The 16,561-nt window shown below is 64.8% G+C and carries 11 protein-coding genes; 5 read left to right on the top strand and 6 right to left on the bottom strand.

The genetic code is table 11. The features are described from left to right. Positions 1–98: 98 nt before the first annotated feature. From R4P70_RS16535 to R4P70_RS16545, 3 genes are all read left to right on the top strand, one after another. The gene (locus R4P70_RS16535) at positions 99–1,499 is read left to right on the top strand and encodes a zinc-dependent metalloprotease (RefSeq protein WP_024487215.1); all 1,401 of its coding nucleotides are present in this window, start codon (positions 99–101) and stop codon (positions 1,497–1,499) included. A 101-nt stretch (positions 1,500–1,600) separates the two neighbouring features. Next, positions 1,601–2,512: a hypothetical protein gene (locus R4P70_RS16540; protein ID WP_243617125.1), complete on the top strand. Its 912-nt coding sequence runs from the start codon at positions 1,601–1,603 to the stop codon at positions 2,510–2,512. Between the two features lie 4 nt (positions 2,513–2,516). Beyond that, positions 2,517–3,860 (top strand): ABC1 kinase family protein, encoded by a 1,344-nt coding sequence (locus R4P70_RS16545; RefSeq protein WP_243617124.1) that lies wholly within the window; start codon positions 2,517–2,519, stop codon positions 3,858–3,860. Between the two features lie 5 nt (positions 3,861–3,865). Here the strand turns inward: R4P70_RS16545 and R4P70_RS16550 are convergent, their stop codons facing one another. Then, the gene (locus tag R4P70_RS16550) at positions 3,866–4,189 is read right to left on the bottom strand and encodes a WhiB family transcriptional regulator (RefSeq protein ID WP_003942321.1); all 324 of its coding nucleotides are present in this window, start codon (positions 4,187–4,189) and stop codon (positions 3,866–3,868) included. 512 nt (positions 4,190–4,701) lie between these two features. Further along, positions 4,702–6,840 (bottom strand): ATP-dependent DNA helicase UvrD2, encoded by a 2,139-nt coding sequence (locus tag R4P70_RS16555; protein WP_029537946.1) that lies wholly within the window; start codon positions 6,838–6,840, stop codon positions 4,702–4,704. Positions 6,841–6,943: 103 nt separating this feature from the next. On the opposite strand from R4P70_RS16555, the gene R4P70_RS16560 reads away from it, so the two are divergent. Continuing rightward, positions 6,944–7,201 carry a mycoredoxin gene (locus tag R4P70_RS16560; protein WP_003942350.1) on the top strand — a complete coding sequence of 86 codons (258 nt, stop codon included), beginning with the start codon at positions 6,944–6,946 and terminating at the stop codon, positions 7,199–7,201. 30 nt (positions 7,202–7,231) lie between these two features. Here the strand turns inward: R4P70_RS16560 and nudC are convergent, their stop codons facing one another. Together nudC and R4P70_RS16570 are read right to left on the bottom strand one after the other, a co-directional pair. After that, a complete protein-coding gene (gene nudC / locus R4P70_RS16565) occupies positions 7,232–8,131 on the bottom strand; it encodes an NAD(+) diphosphatase (RefSeq protein WP_007731249.1) in 900 nt (299 codons plus the stop codon). Positions 8,132–8,169: 38 nt separating this feature from the next. After that, the gene (locus R4P70_RS16570; protein ID WP_003942296.1) at positions 8,170–9,237 is read right to left on the bottom strand and encodes a potassium channel family protein; all 1,068 of its coding nucleotides are present in this window, start codon (positions 9,235–9,237) and stop codon (positions 8,170–8,172) included. Positions 9,238–9,393: 156 nt separating this feature from the next. Between R4P70_RS16570 and R4P70_RS16575 the strand changes: the two genes are divergently transcribed. Beyond that, positions 9,394–9,795: a membrane protein gene (locus R4P70_RS16575; RefSeq protein WP_019747824.1), complete on the top strand. Its 402-nt coding sequence runs from the start codon at positions 9,394–9,396 to the stop codon at positions 9,793–9,795. Here R4P70_RS16575 and R4P70_RS16580 read toward each other — a convergent pair. Together R4P70_RS16580 and R4P70_RS16585 are read right to left on the bottom strand one after the other, a co-directional pair. Further along, positions 9,792–13,184 (bottom strand): ATP-dependent helicase, encoded by a 3,393-nt coding sequence (locus R4P70_RS16580; RefSeq protein ID WP_060938626.1) that lies wholly within the window; start codon positions 13,182–13,184, stop codon positions 9,792–9,794. The genes R4P70_RS16575 and R4P70_RS16580 overlap by 4 nt on opposite strands. Continuing rightward, positions 13,185–16,547 carry an ATP-dependent helicase gene (locus tag R4P70_RS16585; protein WP_020969239.1) on the bottom strand — a complete coding sequence of 1,121 codons (3,363 nt, stop codon included), beginning with the start codon at positions 16,545–16,547 and terminating at the stop codon, positions 13,185–13,187. Positions 16,548–16,561 lie beyond the last annotated feature (14 nt).

A 16,561-nucleotide genomic window follows, 5' to 3' on the forward strand; every position in this document is an offset into this window, starting at 1 on the left:
GCCGGAGCACCGATCGCACCGCCTGAGCGCCGTGCGTGTTCGCCGTCAGCGTGACTCGGAGGGCGACTCCGACCGCTCGAGCCTTGTACCGTTGAGGTATGAGCAATATGCCGTTCGGCTTCTCCAACTCCGACGACGATCCCGATCGCGACAAGAACGCGGCGGGTGGCAATCCGTTCGGGGGTGGTGACACGCCGTTCGGGTTCGGCGCGGGCGGTGAGGGATTCGATCCGGCTCAGCTCGGCCAGATGCTCACCCAGTTCGGTCAGATGCTGAGCGGGATGGGCTCGTCGATGGGCCAGGGCGGTACTTCCGGTCCGGTGAACTACGACATCGCCAAGAAGCTGGCACGCCAACAGATCGGATCGGTTACACCGATCACCGAGGGCAATGTCAAGGCGATCGCCGACGCCGCACATCTGGCCGAGATGTGGCTGGACGCCGCAACGACGCTTCCTGCCGGAGCGAGCCGCACTCTCGCCTGGACTCCGAACGACTGGCTCGACAACACGATCGACACGTGGAAGCGGCTCTGTGATCCGGTGGCCGAGAAGGTGGCGGGCATGTGGGTCCAGGGACTTCCCGCCGAAGCACAGCAGATGGCGGGCCCGATGCTGGGCATGCTCGGCCAGATGGGTGGACTCGCGTTCGGCTCGCAATTGGGCCAGGCACTCGGCCAACTGTCCACCGAGGTGCTCTCCTCCACCGACATCGGCTTGCCCCTCGGACCAGAGGGCACCGCGGCCCTTCTCCCCGCTGCGGTTCAGGCGTTCAGTGAGGGTCTCGAACAGCCGCATCAGGAAGTTCTGGTGTTCCTCGCCGCGCGGGAAGCAGCTCATCAGCGCCTTTACAGTCACGTTCCGTGGCTGCGACAGCGCGTTCTCGCCACAGTCGAGGAATACGCCCGCGGGATCACGATGGACTTCTCGGCGATGGAAGAATTTGCCAAGGACCTCGACCCGTCCGCTCTCACCGATCCGAGCAAGCTCGAAGCACTGATGCAGCAGGGCACGTTCGAGCCGCAGAACACCCCGGAGCAGAAAGCCGCTCTCGAACGGCTCGAGACTCTGCTCGCGCTGGTCGAGGGTTGGGTGGAGACGGTCGTCACCGCCGCACTCGGCGAGCGACTGCCTGGTGTTGCCGCGATGAGCGAGACGTTGCGGCGTCGCCGTGCCACCGGCGGCCCCGCCGAACAGACCTTTGCGACGCTGGTCGGACTCGAACTTCGTCCTCGCAAGGTCCGTGAAGCGGCCGGGTTGTGGCAGAAGCTCACCGCGGAAGCCGGTATGGACACTCGTGACGGCGTCTGGTCACATCCCGACCTCATGCCCGATTCGAGCGATCTCGACGCACCGGACGGATTTGTCGCCCGGGTCCTCGGCGGCGGCGAAGCCGGCAATTTCGACGACCCGATCGCCCAGCTCGAAGCCGTCGAGGCAAAAGAGCGTGCGGCCGAGGCAGCGATGGACAAGACCCGCGAGGACGACGAAGAGAAATAATTCCTTCTCGACACATTTTCGCAGTTCAGCCATGCTGACGTCCTGTGGATAACTGTCACTGACGCGGACTCGCCGACGGCCCGCCGTGCCAGCATCGAACGATGACCGGTGACACGCAAGACGACACCACACAGAACAGCACGTCACAGCGATCCGCGGGACCCCGATGGGACCCGCGGATCGCTGTTCTGTCGCGCCCGGACGGTCGGCTGCAGCTGGGATGGACACCCGGACGTGCCGTCCTGCTGACGCTGCCTGTCGGGGTCGATGCGCGCGCGGTGAAGTCGATCCTCCGCAAAATGGACGGCTCCAGATCCCGCGCGACCATCCTGTGGGAAGCATCGACGCGCGGGATTTCGACGTCGGTGACGGAGAAGTTGCTCGAGCAACTCACCGATTCCGGATTCGTCCACACTGCCGCCAGGAGGACCGTGTCCGTCCGGATCCACGGTGTCGGTCCACTCTCGGACGCCGTCGAGCGCGCCCTGGTCACCGGCGGGGTAAGCACGCGTCGCTCGCGCGGGTATCGCAACACCGACGTCGTGCGCACGTGGAACGAACAACTGGTGGTGCTGGCCGACGACGTGGTCACTGATCCTCGCCTGGTCAGCGATCTCGTTCGCTGCGGACTCCCCCACCTTTCCGTCCGCATCCGCGACGGCAACGGTGTGATCGGTCCTCTTGTCTTGCCGGGCCAGTCGAGTTGCCTGCGATGCGCCGACATCATCCGATCCGAACTCGACCCTCATTGGCTTCATCTGTCCGCGCAGCTACTCGGCAGCGCCGGCCACGCGGAATCGGCGATGATCCATGCAAGTGTCGCGCTGGCCCTGGCCGAGATCGACTCCGCATTATCCGAGACAGCGGCGACGTATGCGGCGAGTCTGTCGTCGACGCTCGAGATCGCGCTCCGTCCGTATCGGATCACAACCAGGCGCTGGCCTCGGCAAATATCTTGCAGTTGCCAATACCTGGCACCTGTTTCGGGCAAAGGACGCCCCAGTCAGACATGATGGTGTGGTGTCCGAGATCCCACGCAAGAGTTCTGCCCGTACTGCCAAACTCGCGAGCATCCCCCTGGGGATGGCCGGTCGCGCCGCCATGGGCTTCGGACGCAAGCTCGCCGGCGGCGACAAAGGCGAGATCGACGCGCAGTTGAGCGCGAAGGCCGCCGAGCAACTGTTCGCGGTGCTGGGCGAACTCAAGGCCGGCGCGATGAAGCTGGGCCAAGCGCTCAGCGTCATGGAGGCGGCGATTCCGGAGGAATTCGCGGAGCCGTACCGCGAGTCGCTGAACAAGCTCCAAGCCGCCGCCCCACCGCTGCCGACCAAGCAAGTACACAAGATGCTCGATCAGCAACTCGGAACCAAATGGCGCGACCGATTCCAGTCGTTCGACGACGAACCGACCGCGTCGGCAAGCATCGGGCAGGTTCACCGTGCGGTCTGGGCGGACGGCCGCGACGTAGCCGTGAAAGTTCAGTACCCCGGCGCCGACGAAGCTCTACGCGCCGACCTCAAGACCTTGGGCAGATTTGCCGGTCTCTTCGGTTCGGTCATGCCCGGTGTCGATGTGCGCCCCGTGATCGAGGAGTTCACCGCGCGCACCGAAGAAGAACTCGACTATCGGATCGAGGCGAACAATCAGCGAGCTTTTGCAAAAGAATTCGACGGAGATCCCCAATTCGTGATCCCGCACGTCGTGGCGAGCGCGCCGAAAGTGGTCGTGACCGAATGGATGACGGCAACCCCGTTGACCAGAATCATCGAAAGTGGAACGCCGGAGCAGCGCAATGCTGCCGGTGCACTACTCGCCGAATTCCACTTCGCGTCTCCGGCCCGTGTCGGCTTGCTCCACTGCGACCCGCACCCCGGCAATTTCATGCTTCTCGCGGACGGCCGACTCGGCGTCATCGACTTCGGTGCGGCTGCGCCGTTCCCGAACGGACTGCCACGGGTTCTCGGCACGATGGTGCGCTTGGCTGTCGAGGAACAATTCGACGAATTGACGGAGTTGTTGCGCGCCAACGGTTTCGTGATTCCCGGACGCACGGTGACCGACAAGGAGATCGCGGATTACCTGCGACCCTTCACCGACCCGATCCAGACCGAGTCATTTCATTTCACTCGGTCGTGGCTGCAAAAGGCCGCCGGAACCGCCACTGACTTCAACAGTGCGCAGTTCCGAACGGCCCGTGCACTCAACCTTCCGGCCGAGTATTTGATGATCTTCCGAGTTCTTCTCGGTTCGGTCGGCATATGCGCCCAGTTGGACGCATATGCCCCGTACATGGAAATCCTGACTCGTTGGTTGCCAGGGTTCGCGGAGCCGGTTCTGGACGACACCGGCTCCGCCGAATAAGGCTCTCACGCGCACACGAGTTGCTTGCGTGGGCGCCCCCTCGGTCTCTTGCGCGCTATGACGGCCCCCTGATCGAGGATCTCGCCTCCCCACACCCCCCACGGCTCGGCGCGGTCGAGAGCCGCACTGAGACAACGGGAACGGATGGGGCACTGCGCGCACAGTGCCTTCGCCTGCTCGAGTTCGGCCGGAGCTTCGGCGAACCAGAGATCGGGGTTGGATGCCCGGCACGGCAGGTCGCGGCGGGTGGACGCGACCTCGATGAACGTGACTGCAGCCGAAGTGACGTCGGTGGAAGTTACTGCAGTGGTGGAGTTTTCGGATTCCACGCGGATTGTCTGGGCAGACAACTCGGTCTCCTAGTGCTCGGATGCGAAACTGTGTCGCACGATATGGGTTCGATGGGTGCGAACCTGAGCCGAGTCGGAAACCGGATAAAGAGGGGTATCCAACACAAAGGCCACGGTCCGCAGGGGCTGCGGGTCCGTGGCCGTAAGTGAACGGATGTGTCCTACCGAGAAATACCTCGATGGCTTAAGAACACGGACTCGACAGCTGCTTTCTTTGCTGCTGCTTGAGGGCGCAGGCGGAACGCATGCTGCGCCCATCCCGCTGCACGCGGCAGCATGGGGGCGGCAACAGCGAACTTTGCGCTTGCGCACGCTTCATACGAGATCAAGTTCGTCATTTATTTGCCACCTCCATTTCGTGTCGGTCCGGATAGTTTCTGCGCACAGGTTGCCCCGTAACACTGAAAACCAGAGTAGAGAATCCGTCGAATCTGCACAACCTATTTTTGACCTGCGGTTATGTAACTCACCGTTGTCGATTCGGATGCATTTCAGATATCGAGTGTTGCCGCACGCAGTTCGCCGCGAATGACAGCTAGTACGTCTTCCCCGAAGTTGTCGAGTTTCTTCGGCCCGATTCCAGGGATCGAAACCAGTCCACGATTGTCTTGTGGTCGTTGTTCGGCAATAGCCATCAGTGTGTTGTCGCTGAAGACGACATAGGCCGGAACTTTGAGTTCTCGGGACTTGTCCAGCCGCCAGGCCTTGAGGTGCTCGAGCAATTCCAGGTCGACATTGGACGGGCATTTTTCGCAGCGCCCGAGCATTGTCGCCGACGTCCCGATCAACGGCTTGCCGCAGACGCGGCAGCGCGGACGCTTCTTGTTCCCCGACGACGGCGCGGCAACGCGCGAAGCCGGTGAGTCCTCGGGGATGAGCCCGTTGAGGAACCTCGACCGGCGACGGGACTTGCGTCCCCCCTCATTGCGAGCCAATGCCCAAGACAGCTGCAGATGCTCGCGGGCGCGGGTAACACCCACGTACAGAAGCCGACGCTCCTCCTCCACCGCGACGTCGTCGGCGCCCGAATTGGCGTCGCCGAGAACGTGTTGGATCGGCAGGGTGCCGTCGTTGAGGCCGACCAGGAACACCGCATCCCATTCGAGCCCCTTGGCCGCGTGAAGGGAAGCCAACGTCACGCCCTGCACGGTCGGTGGGTGCCGCGCCTCGGCTCGGGCTGTTAGCTCCTGTAGAAGCCCGGTGAGCGACAGTTCGGGTTCGTGGACGAGTTGTTCTTCGGTCAGCGCCACGAGAGCCGAGAGCGACGCCCAGCGCTCGCGGGCTTGCGTGCCCGAAGGTTCTTCGTTGGTCAGACCGAGTGGCGCGAGTACAGCGCGAACCAGTGAAACCAGCGCTTCGCCGTTGTCTGCGCCTTCGGGGAGGTCGTCTCGTCCGGCGGCCTGACGCAGTGCCGCCACGGCCTGACGGACCTCGGTGCGGGTGAAGAAGCCCTCTCCACCACGCACCTGGAACGGAATGCCGAGCTTGGTGAGTGCCTGCTCGTGCGCCTCCGACTGAGCATTGATCCGATACAGAACAGCGATCTCGGCCGCTGGAGTGCCTGCCGCGATCAGCCGTTTGATCGCCCGCGCAACGCCGAGCGCTTCGGCAGGCTCGTCGTCGAACTCCATGAACTCCGGCTCAGGCCCCGGAGCGCGTTGCCCGATCAACTGAAGACGCGTCCCGGCGATCCGTCCGCGCGCTGCACCGATCACGCGGTTCGCCAGCGACACGACCTCAGGGGTGGAGCGGTAGTCCCGTTCGAGCCGGACGACGGTCGCTTCGGGGAATTTCCGCGAGAAGTCCAACAGATAGTTCGGGGTGGCGCCGGTGAAGGAATAGATGGTCTGATTCGCATCGCCCACCACGGTCAGGTCGTCGCGGTCGCCGAGCCAGGCGTCGAGCACCCGCTGTTGCAGCGGGGTGACGTCCTGATACTCGTCGACCACGAAGCAGCGGTACCGCTCGCGGAACTCGTCGGCAACCGTCGAATGCTCTTCGAGCGCAGCCGCGGTGTGAAGTAGGAGATCGTCGAAATCGAGGAGCATTCCGTCCTGGCCACGTGCCTTCAGCTCTTCGTATGCCGCGTAGACCTGCGCAACCTTGGTGGCATCGACCGGCGCCTCGCGACGAATCTTGGCTATCGCGCGTGGGTAGTCCTCGGGCGCGATCAGTGAGGCCTTGGACCACTCGATTTCGCTGGCGAGGTCGCGCACGCTTTCCGTACTGGTGGACAACCCGACACGAGCGGCGGCACTGCTGACAACCGCGAACTTCCGATCGAGCAGACGCCACGGCGTGTCACCGATCACCTGCGGCCAGAAGTACTTGAGTTGACGAAGAGCGGCGGCGTGGAAGGTGCGAGCCTGTACCTGCGGCCCACTCCCACCAACCCCCAGCTCACGAAGCCGTCCACGCATTTCGCCGGCCGCTCGCGCTGTGAATGTCACGGCAAGCACCTGCCCGGCGGAGACATGACCGTCGGCAACCAGATGCGCGATCCGGCGCGTGATGGTGCGGGTTTTGCCTGTTCCAGCGCCCGCGAGGACACATACCGGGCCGCGTGGCGCGAGCACGGCGGCCGATTGTTCTGGATCCAGTCCGGTGTCCGCAGGCATGGGGACCATCATGGCAGGACGTTCCGACACTCCATTCGCCGCGCCCGACGGTATGTGGGCAAGAGAACACGGGCCGATACGGAACAACGCTCTCGGTCGTGGTGTTATATCGGCCGTGACTTCTACCGAAAATGCGCCTGCCCTGACCATCTACTCGACCACGTGGTGTGGCTACTGCCGCCGCCTCAAGACGCAGCTCAACGCGTCGGGGATCGAGTACACCGAGATCGACATCGAGAACGATCCGGCAGCAGCCGATTTCGTCGGCAGCGTCAACGGTGGAAATCACGTCGTTCCGACCGTGAAGTACGGCGACGGCAGCGTCGCGACCAACCCGTCGCTCAACCAGGTCAAGCAGGCCCTGGGTCTTTAGAGCCTTTCAGGCTGCTGTCTGACCCAGCTCTTATTTGACCCAGCTCTCGAGCATTCCGCGAGCGATGGAGATCGAGCCGGGCAGCAGCAGTGGCGCGTCCGCTTCCGAACCCCAGTCGCCGAGTTCGAGAGCGGCACGCACCTCGTCCTTCGTGAACCAGGTGCCCTCGGCGATCTCGCCGTCCGCGAACAGAAGCGGAGCGGCGGGGTCGCCGATTGCGGCGAAGCCCAACATCACCGAACGCGGGAACGGCCAAGGCTGGCTCCCGAGGTATCGAACGCTGTGCACGTCGATGCCGACTTCTTCCTTGATCTCGCGGACAACGCACGTTTCGAGCGACTCCCCGGCCTCGACGAATCCCGCGAGAATCGAGAAACGTCGCTGCGGCCAGGTCGGCTGACGCGCGAGTAGAACTCGATCGCCGCCGTCGTGCACCAGGCAGATGACCGCCGGATCCGTTCGGGGAAACTCCTCGTGGCCGGTGGACGTGGAAATGCGTGACCAGCCGGACATGGTGGGTTCACTCGGTGCGCCGTCGATAGCGCTGAATCCGGCACTGTCGTGCCAGTTGAGAATCGCGACGGCACCGGTCAACAAACCGGCGTCGGCGTCGTCGAGTGTTCCGCCGAGCATGCGCAATTCGGACAACGTGCCCGCCAGCAGCGACACCCGCACCGCCCAGACGTGGCGATTCTCCCGAATTCCCAGGAACACTGCACCGCGCACCGGCTCCGGACCCAGTTCGGTTGCCTCGGCGAAGACCAACTGACCTTCCGGCGAGACCTTGACCTGACCCCGTGAATTCACACGGAGGAGCAGCGCGTCCGCCCAACCCGTGGTCAGTGCGGCGGCATCCGACCGCAATTCCTCGGCGCGGCCGACGCTCGAGCGTGAGAGCAGCGGTGTTTCGGTCAGCTGGAAGTCGTTCACGCTCACGACATTACTGCGCGCACGAAGCTCGGCAGCACTCAGTTCGTGACGCGGCGGATGTAGAGCAGGCGATCGTTCTCCTCGACGGCGTCCACCTCGGGCGAACCGACGCGAACCAGACGGCCGTCGCGAACTACCCCGAGCACGATGTCGGAGAGATGACGCGGAGAGCCGCCGACCTCGTCACGTTCGACTGCGCGCTCGGCGATCGCGAATCCGGCTTCCGGGGTGAGAAGGTCTTCGATCATCTCCACGACAGTCGGCGTTGTGGTGGCGATGCCGAGGAGTCGACCTGCCGTCTCCGAGGACACGACCACCGAGTCTGCGCCGGACTGACGCAGAAGATGCGCGTTGTCGGCTTCACGGATGGCTGCGGCGATCTTGGCTTTCGGCGCGATTTCGCGGGCTGTGAGCGTCACGAGCACTGCGGTGTCGTCACGATTCGTGGCGACGATGATCGACGACGCATTCTGCGCGCCTGCCAACCGAAGTACGTCCGATTTCGTCGCCGAACCGAACACCGTCACCAGGCCCTTGCTCGCCGCGGAGTCGAGGACTGTCTGATCGGTATCGACGACCACGATCTCCGACGCCGGTACACCGTCACCGAGCATTGCTTCGATTGCCGTCCGCCCCTTGGTCCCGTATCCGACGACGACGGTGTGATTACGCACGTGCTGCCTCCAACGCTGAATTTTGAACGCCTGACGCGAACTCTCGGTCAGAGCTGAAAGTGTGGTTCCGACCAACACGATCAAGAAGAAGATTCGAAGTGGCGTGATCAACAGGACGTTGACCAGGCGCGCCGACGGAGTGAACGGAGTGATATCGCCGTAGCCGGTGGTCGAGAGCGAAACCGTCGCATAGTAGATGCAGTCGAGCAGCGAAAGCTCGTTGTCCTGTGCGTCTCGGTATCCGGCGCGATCGATGTACACGATCAACACGGCGGCACCGAGAGCACCCAACGCGATGAGAACTCGCTTGTAGATGGCCCGCGCCGGACTGGTCTGTAGCTGGGGAATGCGCAGCACCCCGACAAGGGCGAAGTCAGGCTGATCGGTCAATGCTTCCGACCTGGTCAAACGCGCCCGGAGCTTACCGGCCATACATCGACTCTCTCACTCGAACTTACGAAATACCTACACGGACATCGGCAGGCAGCGTAACCCTCGAAGATCGACTTCGGAACTCGGGCGCCGAATAGCGTGCGGGTCGTGGCGCCGGTAGTGGCAAGAAGGTCCACCGTGAGGCAGGCTGGGCAAATGCCTTTCACCGGTTCGACGTCCACTCCCAGCCAAGCAGCCGCTCTTCGTTTGTCGGCCCTCCTTCTCGGCGCCGGCACCATGCATTTTGCAGCGCCCTCGTTCTTCGACAGCACCGTTCCCCGCCAGCTTCCCGGACAGGCCCGCACCTACACCCAGGTGTCCGGCGTCGCGGAACTGGCGATCGGCGCTGCCTTGGCCGTGCCGAAGACCCGCAAGCTCGGCGCGGGCCTTGCCGCCGCGCTCTTTGTTGCCGTGTTCCCCGCCAACATCCAGATGGCGATCGACTGGTGCCGAAGCCCGAAGACGTCCACCCCGCAGAAGATCGGTTCGATCGCACGTCTCCCCCTGCAGGTTCCACTGGTGACCGAAGCACTCAAGGCTCGTCGAAACGCAAGCTAATCTTGCGCGCCTGCCGTTCGGATGAGGCGAGCGAGAGCCTCACCGTCCGGCAGGTTCTCGGGTGCGATGGTGCGACCCGATCGAACGTAGTGAAACGCCGCCCGCACCTTGTCGGCCGGAAACTGTTCGTTGCGCCCCGCCGAACGAGCTCTGGCTGACATCAATTCGGCCCAGGCCACCCGATACGCGGCCAACTGCATCACAACAGCGTCCTCGTTGGCGGCCGACGGTTCGGCACCGGTCTTCCAGTCGATCACCGTCCATCCGCCGTCGGGATCGGCGAACACAGCGTCGATCCGACCTCGCAAAACCGTTCCGGCAATGGATGTTTCGAAAGGAACTTCCACTTCGATCGGGCTGCGATTGGCCCACGGGGACCGCAAGAACGCATCCTGAAGTTTCACCAGGTCGGTCTCGGGACCCGCGCCGGTATCCGCGGCGCCGGGTAGCTCGTCGAGATCCAACAGCCGAGTCGCACCGAACCTTCGCTCGATCCAGGCGTGAAAAGCGGTTCCGCGACGAGCCAACGGGTTGGGCGGATACGGCAGCGGACGACGTAGGCGAGCCGCCAGTTCGTCCGGATCTGCCTTGAGGTCGACGAGCTGAGTCACCGAAAGCTGCGCCGGGAGAATCACTTCGGCCCGCGCGTTTGCGCGGGCCTCGCGCTCGGCCAGGAGAACGTCGACGTCCGAGGCCCAGTTCTCCGGATCGTCCTCCGGTTCTTCCGCCTCTTCGCTGTCTTGCGGCAGCGAAGCGAGTGCGGACAGGACGCTCGCGGCTCCGGCCTCGACGGCGCCGCGCCGCGCACCCAGCGGATCCGGCGGCCACTGCGCCGTACGGGGAGTGGCGGCCAACGGGTTCTCGGTATCGGGTTCCGGGGCCGGCGCCCATTCCTCCACGACGCCGATCGCACCGCGTGAGTCTTCCTCATCGGCATCGTTGTCGGCCGTGACCATCTGATGCAGCTCGTCCAGGAACTCCGAAGGCCCCTTCGGTTCCGCACCGGATTCCGCCCAGTGATGCGCCGAGATGAACAGCGCCCGTTCGGTTCTGGTCAGCGCGACGTAGAACAACCGCCGGTCCTCGTCCAGGCGACGGTTGGACAAGGCCTTCTTGTGCGCCGTTATCGCGTTCTCGAGGTCCTTGCGGTTGTAGAGCTCCTCGAGGTCGAGCACCGGAACTCCGTCGGCCGAATCCGCGTCGACCGCCCGGTCACCACGCAACGACGGTGGCAGTTCGGCGAGCGCCCCGAGCCACGATCCGGACGCGGTGGACGAGGGGAACACCCCGTCGCTGACATGCGGGATCGCCACTACTTCCCATTCGAGCCCCTTCGCCGAGTGCACGGTCAGGATCTGGACCCGATCCGGCGCCACCTCCACTTCGCCTGGCGTGAGGCCCTTTTCGATCTGTTCGGCTGCCGCGAAGAAAGCCAGCATCCCGGTCAGATTGGCAGTTGGACGCGTCGCGTAGTTGGCGACAACGTCGGCGAATGCGTCGAGGTGCTCGCGGCCCGCGGTCCCGACGACGCCGACTCGGGTCCGTGCGCCCGCCTCGATTCCGATCCCGAGCACCCGCTCGACCTCCGCCACCAATTCGGTGAGCGGCTGGCCGATACGTTCGCGCAACGACGCCAACTCTGCCGCTATCGCGTTGATGCGTGTGTACCCGAGAGCCGAATAGCGTTCTGCCGGGCCTGGATCGGAGATCGAGTCGACCAATCCTGCTTGCTCGGCGTTCTCCCCGGGCAGAGCATCGTGGACCGCCGAGGTAAGCGCCTCGGCGTCGGTGACCGCACCCGCCGTTCCGTATCCCGCGGAGATGGCAAGTTCGCGGGAGCGTTGAGAGAGTGCGGCGAGATCCTTCGCGCCGATCTGCCATCGCGCGCCGGTGAGCAGCCGAACGGCTGCGCTTCCTGCAAGTGGATCGGCGACCACCCGGAGCATGGCGATCACGTCAGCAACCTCGGGTGTGTGCAGGAGCCCACCGAGCCCGACAACTTCGACCGGCAGACCTTTGGACCGCAAGGCCTCGGCCAGCGGAGCGGCATCGGCGTTCCGGCGGATCAACACCGCTGCCGTGGGCGTCGGGCGGTCTTCGGCACGTGCCGCCTCGTATTCTCCGGCGATCTTCTCCGCCACCCACTGACGTTCCTGTTCGACGTCTCCCAGCAACGCCAGTCGAACGTCTCCGGCGACGGCTCCGGGCCGCGCACGCAGGGTACTGACGGCCACGCCGCGTCGACGCAACGGTGCCGACGACAGGTTTGCCAGCTCGAGAGCCTCCGGCGGGTTACGCCAACTCGTGAGCAGTTCGAGCGTCGGAGCCGGTTTTCCGTTGGCAAGCGGGAAATCGGTTGCAAACCGGGGCAGGTTGGCCGCCGACGCGCCGCGCCAACCGTAGATCGACTGCATCGGGTCGCCGACGGCCGTCAGCGCCAAACGGCCGTCGGCTCCCCCACCGAACAACGAGGACAACAACACTCGCTGAGCGTGACCGGTGTCCTGGTACTCGTCGAGAAGAACCACCCGAAAGCGCTCACGCTCGGTCTGCCCGACCTCGGGATGCTCGGCGGCGACCCGGGCAGACAGCGACATCTGGCTGCCGAAATCCAATGCGCCTTCACGCCGCAGCGTCTCACCCAGCCGGGCGACGAGAGGCAACAGTTCGATGCGCTTATGTTGCACATCAAGGTAATTCAACAGCTCCTTGCTCGGTCCACCCCGCTGTTTCGGGCCGGCGGGCAGAGTGTGAATCAGCTTGTCCAGCTCGGTGTGTGCCTCGAGCAACTGCTCGGGATCGACCAGGTGCTCCGCCAACTGACCGGCAAGGGCCAGAACGGTTTCGGTGATCGAACCCGGATTCTTGTCGGTGTCCAGATCACTGTCCCAGCCGCTCACGACGCGGTGCGCAACCTGCCACAGTTCGGTCTCGGACAATAACGTCGCCGAGGGTTCGATGGGCAACAGCAGTCCGTGTTCGGAGAGCAACCGTCCCGCGTAAGCATGGTAGGTACTGACTTCGGGTTCGCCGGCCAGAATCCGGGAACGCACTCCGCCGGTCGGGTCGAGTGCCCGCAGAACGTCCGAACCCGCCAGCCGCGCCAACCGCTTGCGGATTCGCGACGTGAGCTGTTGCGCCGCTTTGCGCGTGAAGGTCAGGCCGAGAACCGCCTCGGGGTCGACGAAGCCGTTGGCCACCAGCCACACGACGCGAGCAGCCATCGTCTCGGTCTTTCCGGCACCGGCGCCGGCGACCACCAATGTCGGACCGAGCGGTGCGGCGATCACTGCTGCCTGCTCGGGCGTCGGAGGGTGCTGACCGAGCGCGACCGCCAGGTCGACAGGGTCGATCTTCGGTCGGCGTGCCTTCTGCGTCGCGGCAGCCACTTAGTTACTCACCTGTCGTCCCTCGTCGTGTGCCGGGCAACTCGAACGCACCGGGCAATGTCTACATCCATCGTTGACCCTGGCCAGGTACTGCGGTCCTTGGGTCGCTGCCGCAGCGTTGTGAATGACGTCTCGCCACATCTCGACGGCTTCGGCCGTCAGCGGCGGCTGAACTCGCTGCGCCGCACCGTCCTTCTTGTTGGACTTGGCCACGAATACCAGGCGTGCACCGCCGGGTTGTGTGGCCGGTTCGCCGGCAATCGCACCTTCGGCCGCTGCGACCTGGTACGCCGCCAACTGCGCATGAGATTGCGCGGCCTCGTTGCTGACGGGGTTTCGCGCAGTCTTGACGTCGACAACCACTGGACGACCTTCGGTGTCGCGCTCGAGCCGGTCGATCCGGCCACGTAGCTTGACCGCAGGCGCTCCTTCTTCGCGCGGTTCGAGGACCCCCTCGACCGCCACCTCGACGCCGACTTCGGTCAGCTCACCGCGAGTTGCGTTCATCCAGGCCGTGAACGTCGCCAGCATCTCCCGAGTTCGATTGAGTTCACGGCGCGAGTACCACTGCGATCCCAGATCGATGGATTCCCAGGCATTTTCGAGTGCCTTCTCGACCTGATCCGGTGGAATCCGGCCGGCCAGTGCCTGCACCAAGGTATGGACCAGCGTACCGGCGATCGCATGAGTGTTGTCTCCGTCGCTGCCACCGTGGCGCTCGAACACCCATCGGAGAGGACATGTTTCGAGAAGCTCGATGGTGGACGGGGACAGTGAAACCGGTCCGTCCTCGGGTTGCCACATGGGAGCAGCGGTACTCGGCTCGGCTGTGCCGTACCACTGATCCGGATGCGCGCCTCGTACTCCGGCCGCAGCCAGACGGGCCAACTGGCGAGCAGCCCGAGAATGCTTCTCGGGGTCGAAATGCGCGATGTCGGGATCACACACCACGCTGCGAAGCTGTGCGACCAGTGCAGGCAGCGACAGAACCCGGGTATCCCCGGTCTCGGGTGCAACGACGTCGAGATCGGACGACGGGTCGTCCGAGTACGCGTCACCACGGATCAATTCGTCCACGAACCGCGAAGGCACCAAGTCGGTGTCCCCCGAAGCCGATTCGACTGCGGTGATCAGCAGACGGCGACGAGCACGGCTACAGGCGACCAGGAACAACCTGCGTTCTTCGGCCAGAAGCGGCGCGGTTCGCGAGAGTCGTTCGGCAGCCGAGTCACTGCCGTCGGAGACTCCGTTGACCAGGTCGATAAGTGCTTCGGTACGCAGTAGCGAGCCGCGTGCCCGCAAACTCGGCCAGAGCCCCTCCTGCACACCCGCCACCGCCACCACCGCCCATTCGCGCCCCGCCGCGGCGTGAGCGCTGACCACGGTGACGGCGTCGGGAGCGATGACCGATCGGCTCCGCGAGTCGGTCGGTATCTCCTGGCTGGTCAAGTAGTCGACAAAACCGGAGAGTTGCGAACGCGGCAGCCGGTCGACGTAGTTGGCAGCCGCGTCGAAGAGTGCGACTACGGCATCGAGGTCTCGATCGGCTTGTGAGCCGATCGGTCCGCCGCGCGCCGACGCGGCCGCCCACCGCCGTTCCAGCCCCGTCGCCTGCCAGGCCGCCCACAGAACTTCTTCGACCCCGAGACCACGCTCGAGAGGCACCCGGGCCTTGCGAAGGACCGACAGCACGCGATTGAGGGCCGCAGCTTCGACGTCTGTCAGCTTGCCCATCAGGCGCTTGGACTGCGCACGATCCTCGTCGATCAGAATGAGCCGCAACAACTCCGAAGAGTCCCGATCACTTCCCGATGCCAACTCGACCCGGCGCAGGCCACGACGCAACCGGCGCAGGGTGACCGGTTCGGCGCCGCCGATGGGACCGGCCATCAGGGCAAGCGCGTCGTCGCCGGTGAACTGATCGCCGCCGAGCGCCCGAAGGACCAGCAGCAGGCCGGACACTCCGTGTTGCCGCGCGAGCGGCAATTCGGTGGCAGCGGTCGTGACGGGCACCCCCGCCGCGAGCAGGGCTCGCCGGAGAGGGGCGAGAGTGCGCGGGACCGACCGCACGATGACGGCCATGTCGGACCACGCAATCCCGTCCAGCAGATGCGCCCGGCGCAAGGTATCTGCGACGACTGCCGCCTCTTTGGCCGTCGTACCGAGAACCCGCACCGACGCCCGTCCCGGATTCTCATCGGTGAGATCGGATGGAACCGCGATGCGATGAGCCAAGTTGCCAGGCAGCCGCGCAGCGATCTTGGCCGCGATCGACGCGACGTCGGCGTTGTTGCGATACGTGACGGGCAGAACGATCTGGCGCTCGTCTCCGCGCTCGGCCAGTCCGAGCAGGAACGCCGAATCCGCACCGCGGAATCCGAAGACGGACTGATCGGGATCACCGGCGATGACCGTGCCCGCAGTTCCGGTTCCGATCAACCGAACCAGTTGCGCCGCCTGCGGATCCAGATGTTGTGCGTCGTCGACAAGGAGGTGCCGGATCCGAGCGCGCTCGGAGCGAAGCAATTCGGGATCGGTGGCGAACGCGGTCAAGGCCGCACCGATCAACTCGGCCGCGTCGAGTGCCGGCGCCGTCGCCTCCGGAGCCTCGACACCGACACTGCCGCGCAGCAGCACGCCTTGCTCGTAGGCCTCGGCGAACCGCCCGGCCGCCACCCACTCCGGACGGCCACGCTTCTTGCCGAGCTTGACCAGATCTTCGGGGCCGAGCCCGCGCTCGTTGGCTCGCAGCATCAGATCTCGAAGTTCGACGGCAAAGCCGTTCAAACCCAATGCGGGTCGCAGGCGCTCCGGCCACCGGAGCGCACCGTCTTCGATGTCGCCGCGCAACATCTCGCGGAGCACCGAGTCCTGCTCGGCGCCGGTGATCAGGCGTGGCGGCGCGTTGCCGTGTGCTGCGGCTTGAAGCCGGAGAACGGCAAAGGCGTAAGAGTGAACGGTGCGTACCAGCGGCTCACGGGTTGCCTGCGGTCCGCGTTCCTGTTGGTACCCGAGCAACCCAGCGGTGATCTGCTCGCGGACCTGCGTCGCGGCTCGGCGTGACTGGGTGAGCACCAGGACCGATTCAGGATCTTCGCCACCCGAGATCTTCTGCACTGCCAGATCCACGAGAAGGGACGTCTTGCCGGTTCCGGGACTGCCGAGTACCTGCCAGGGATTCCAAGCCGCTGCCGAACCGAATGAAACAGGGCCGAACGCGAGCTGGAACGGATCCTCGGACGGCGGCGCGAAGAGCCGCGTCGTCCCTTCATCCCACGTTCGGGGTATCGGAGACGGCGCAGTTCGGTGCACCAACCGCGCCCGCGGAATGGTGACCTTGCTGCGTGTTGCCGTCTCACTCACCCAGGCATTCCACC

Origin of the sequence: Rhodococcus sp. IEGM 1241 (assembly GCF_033142365.1) — a bacterium.
GTDB lineage: Bacteria > Actinomycetota > Actinomycetes > Mycobacteriales > Mycobacteriaceae > Rhodococcus_F > Rhodococcus_F erythropolis.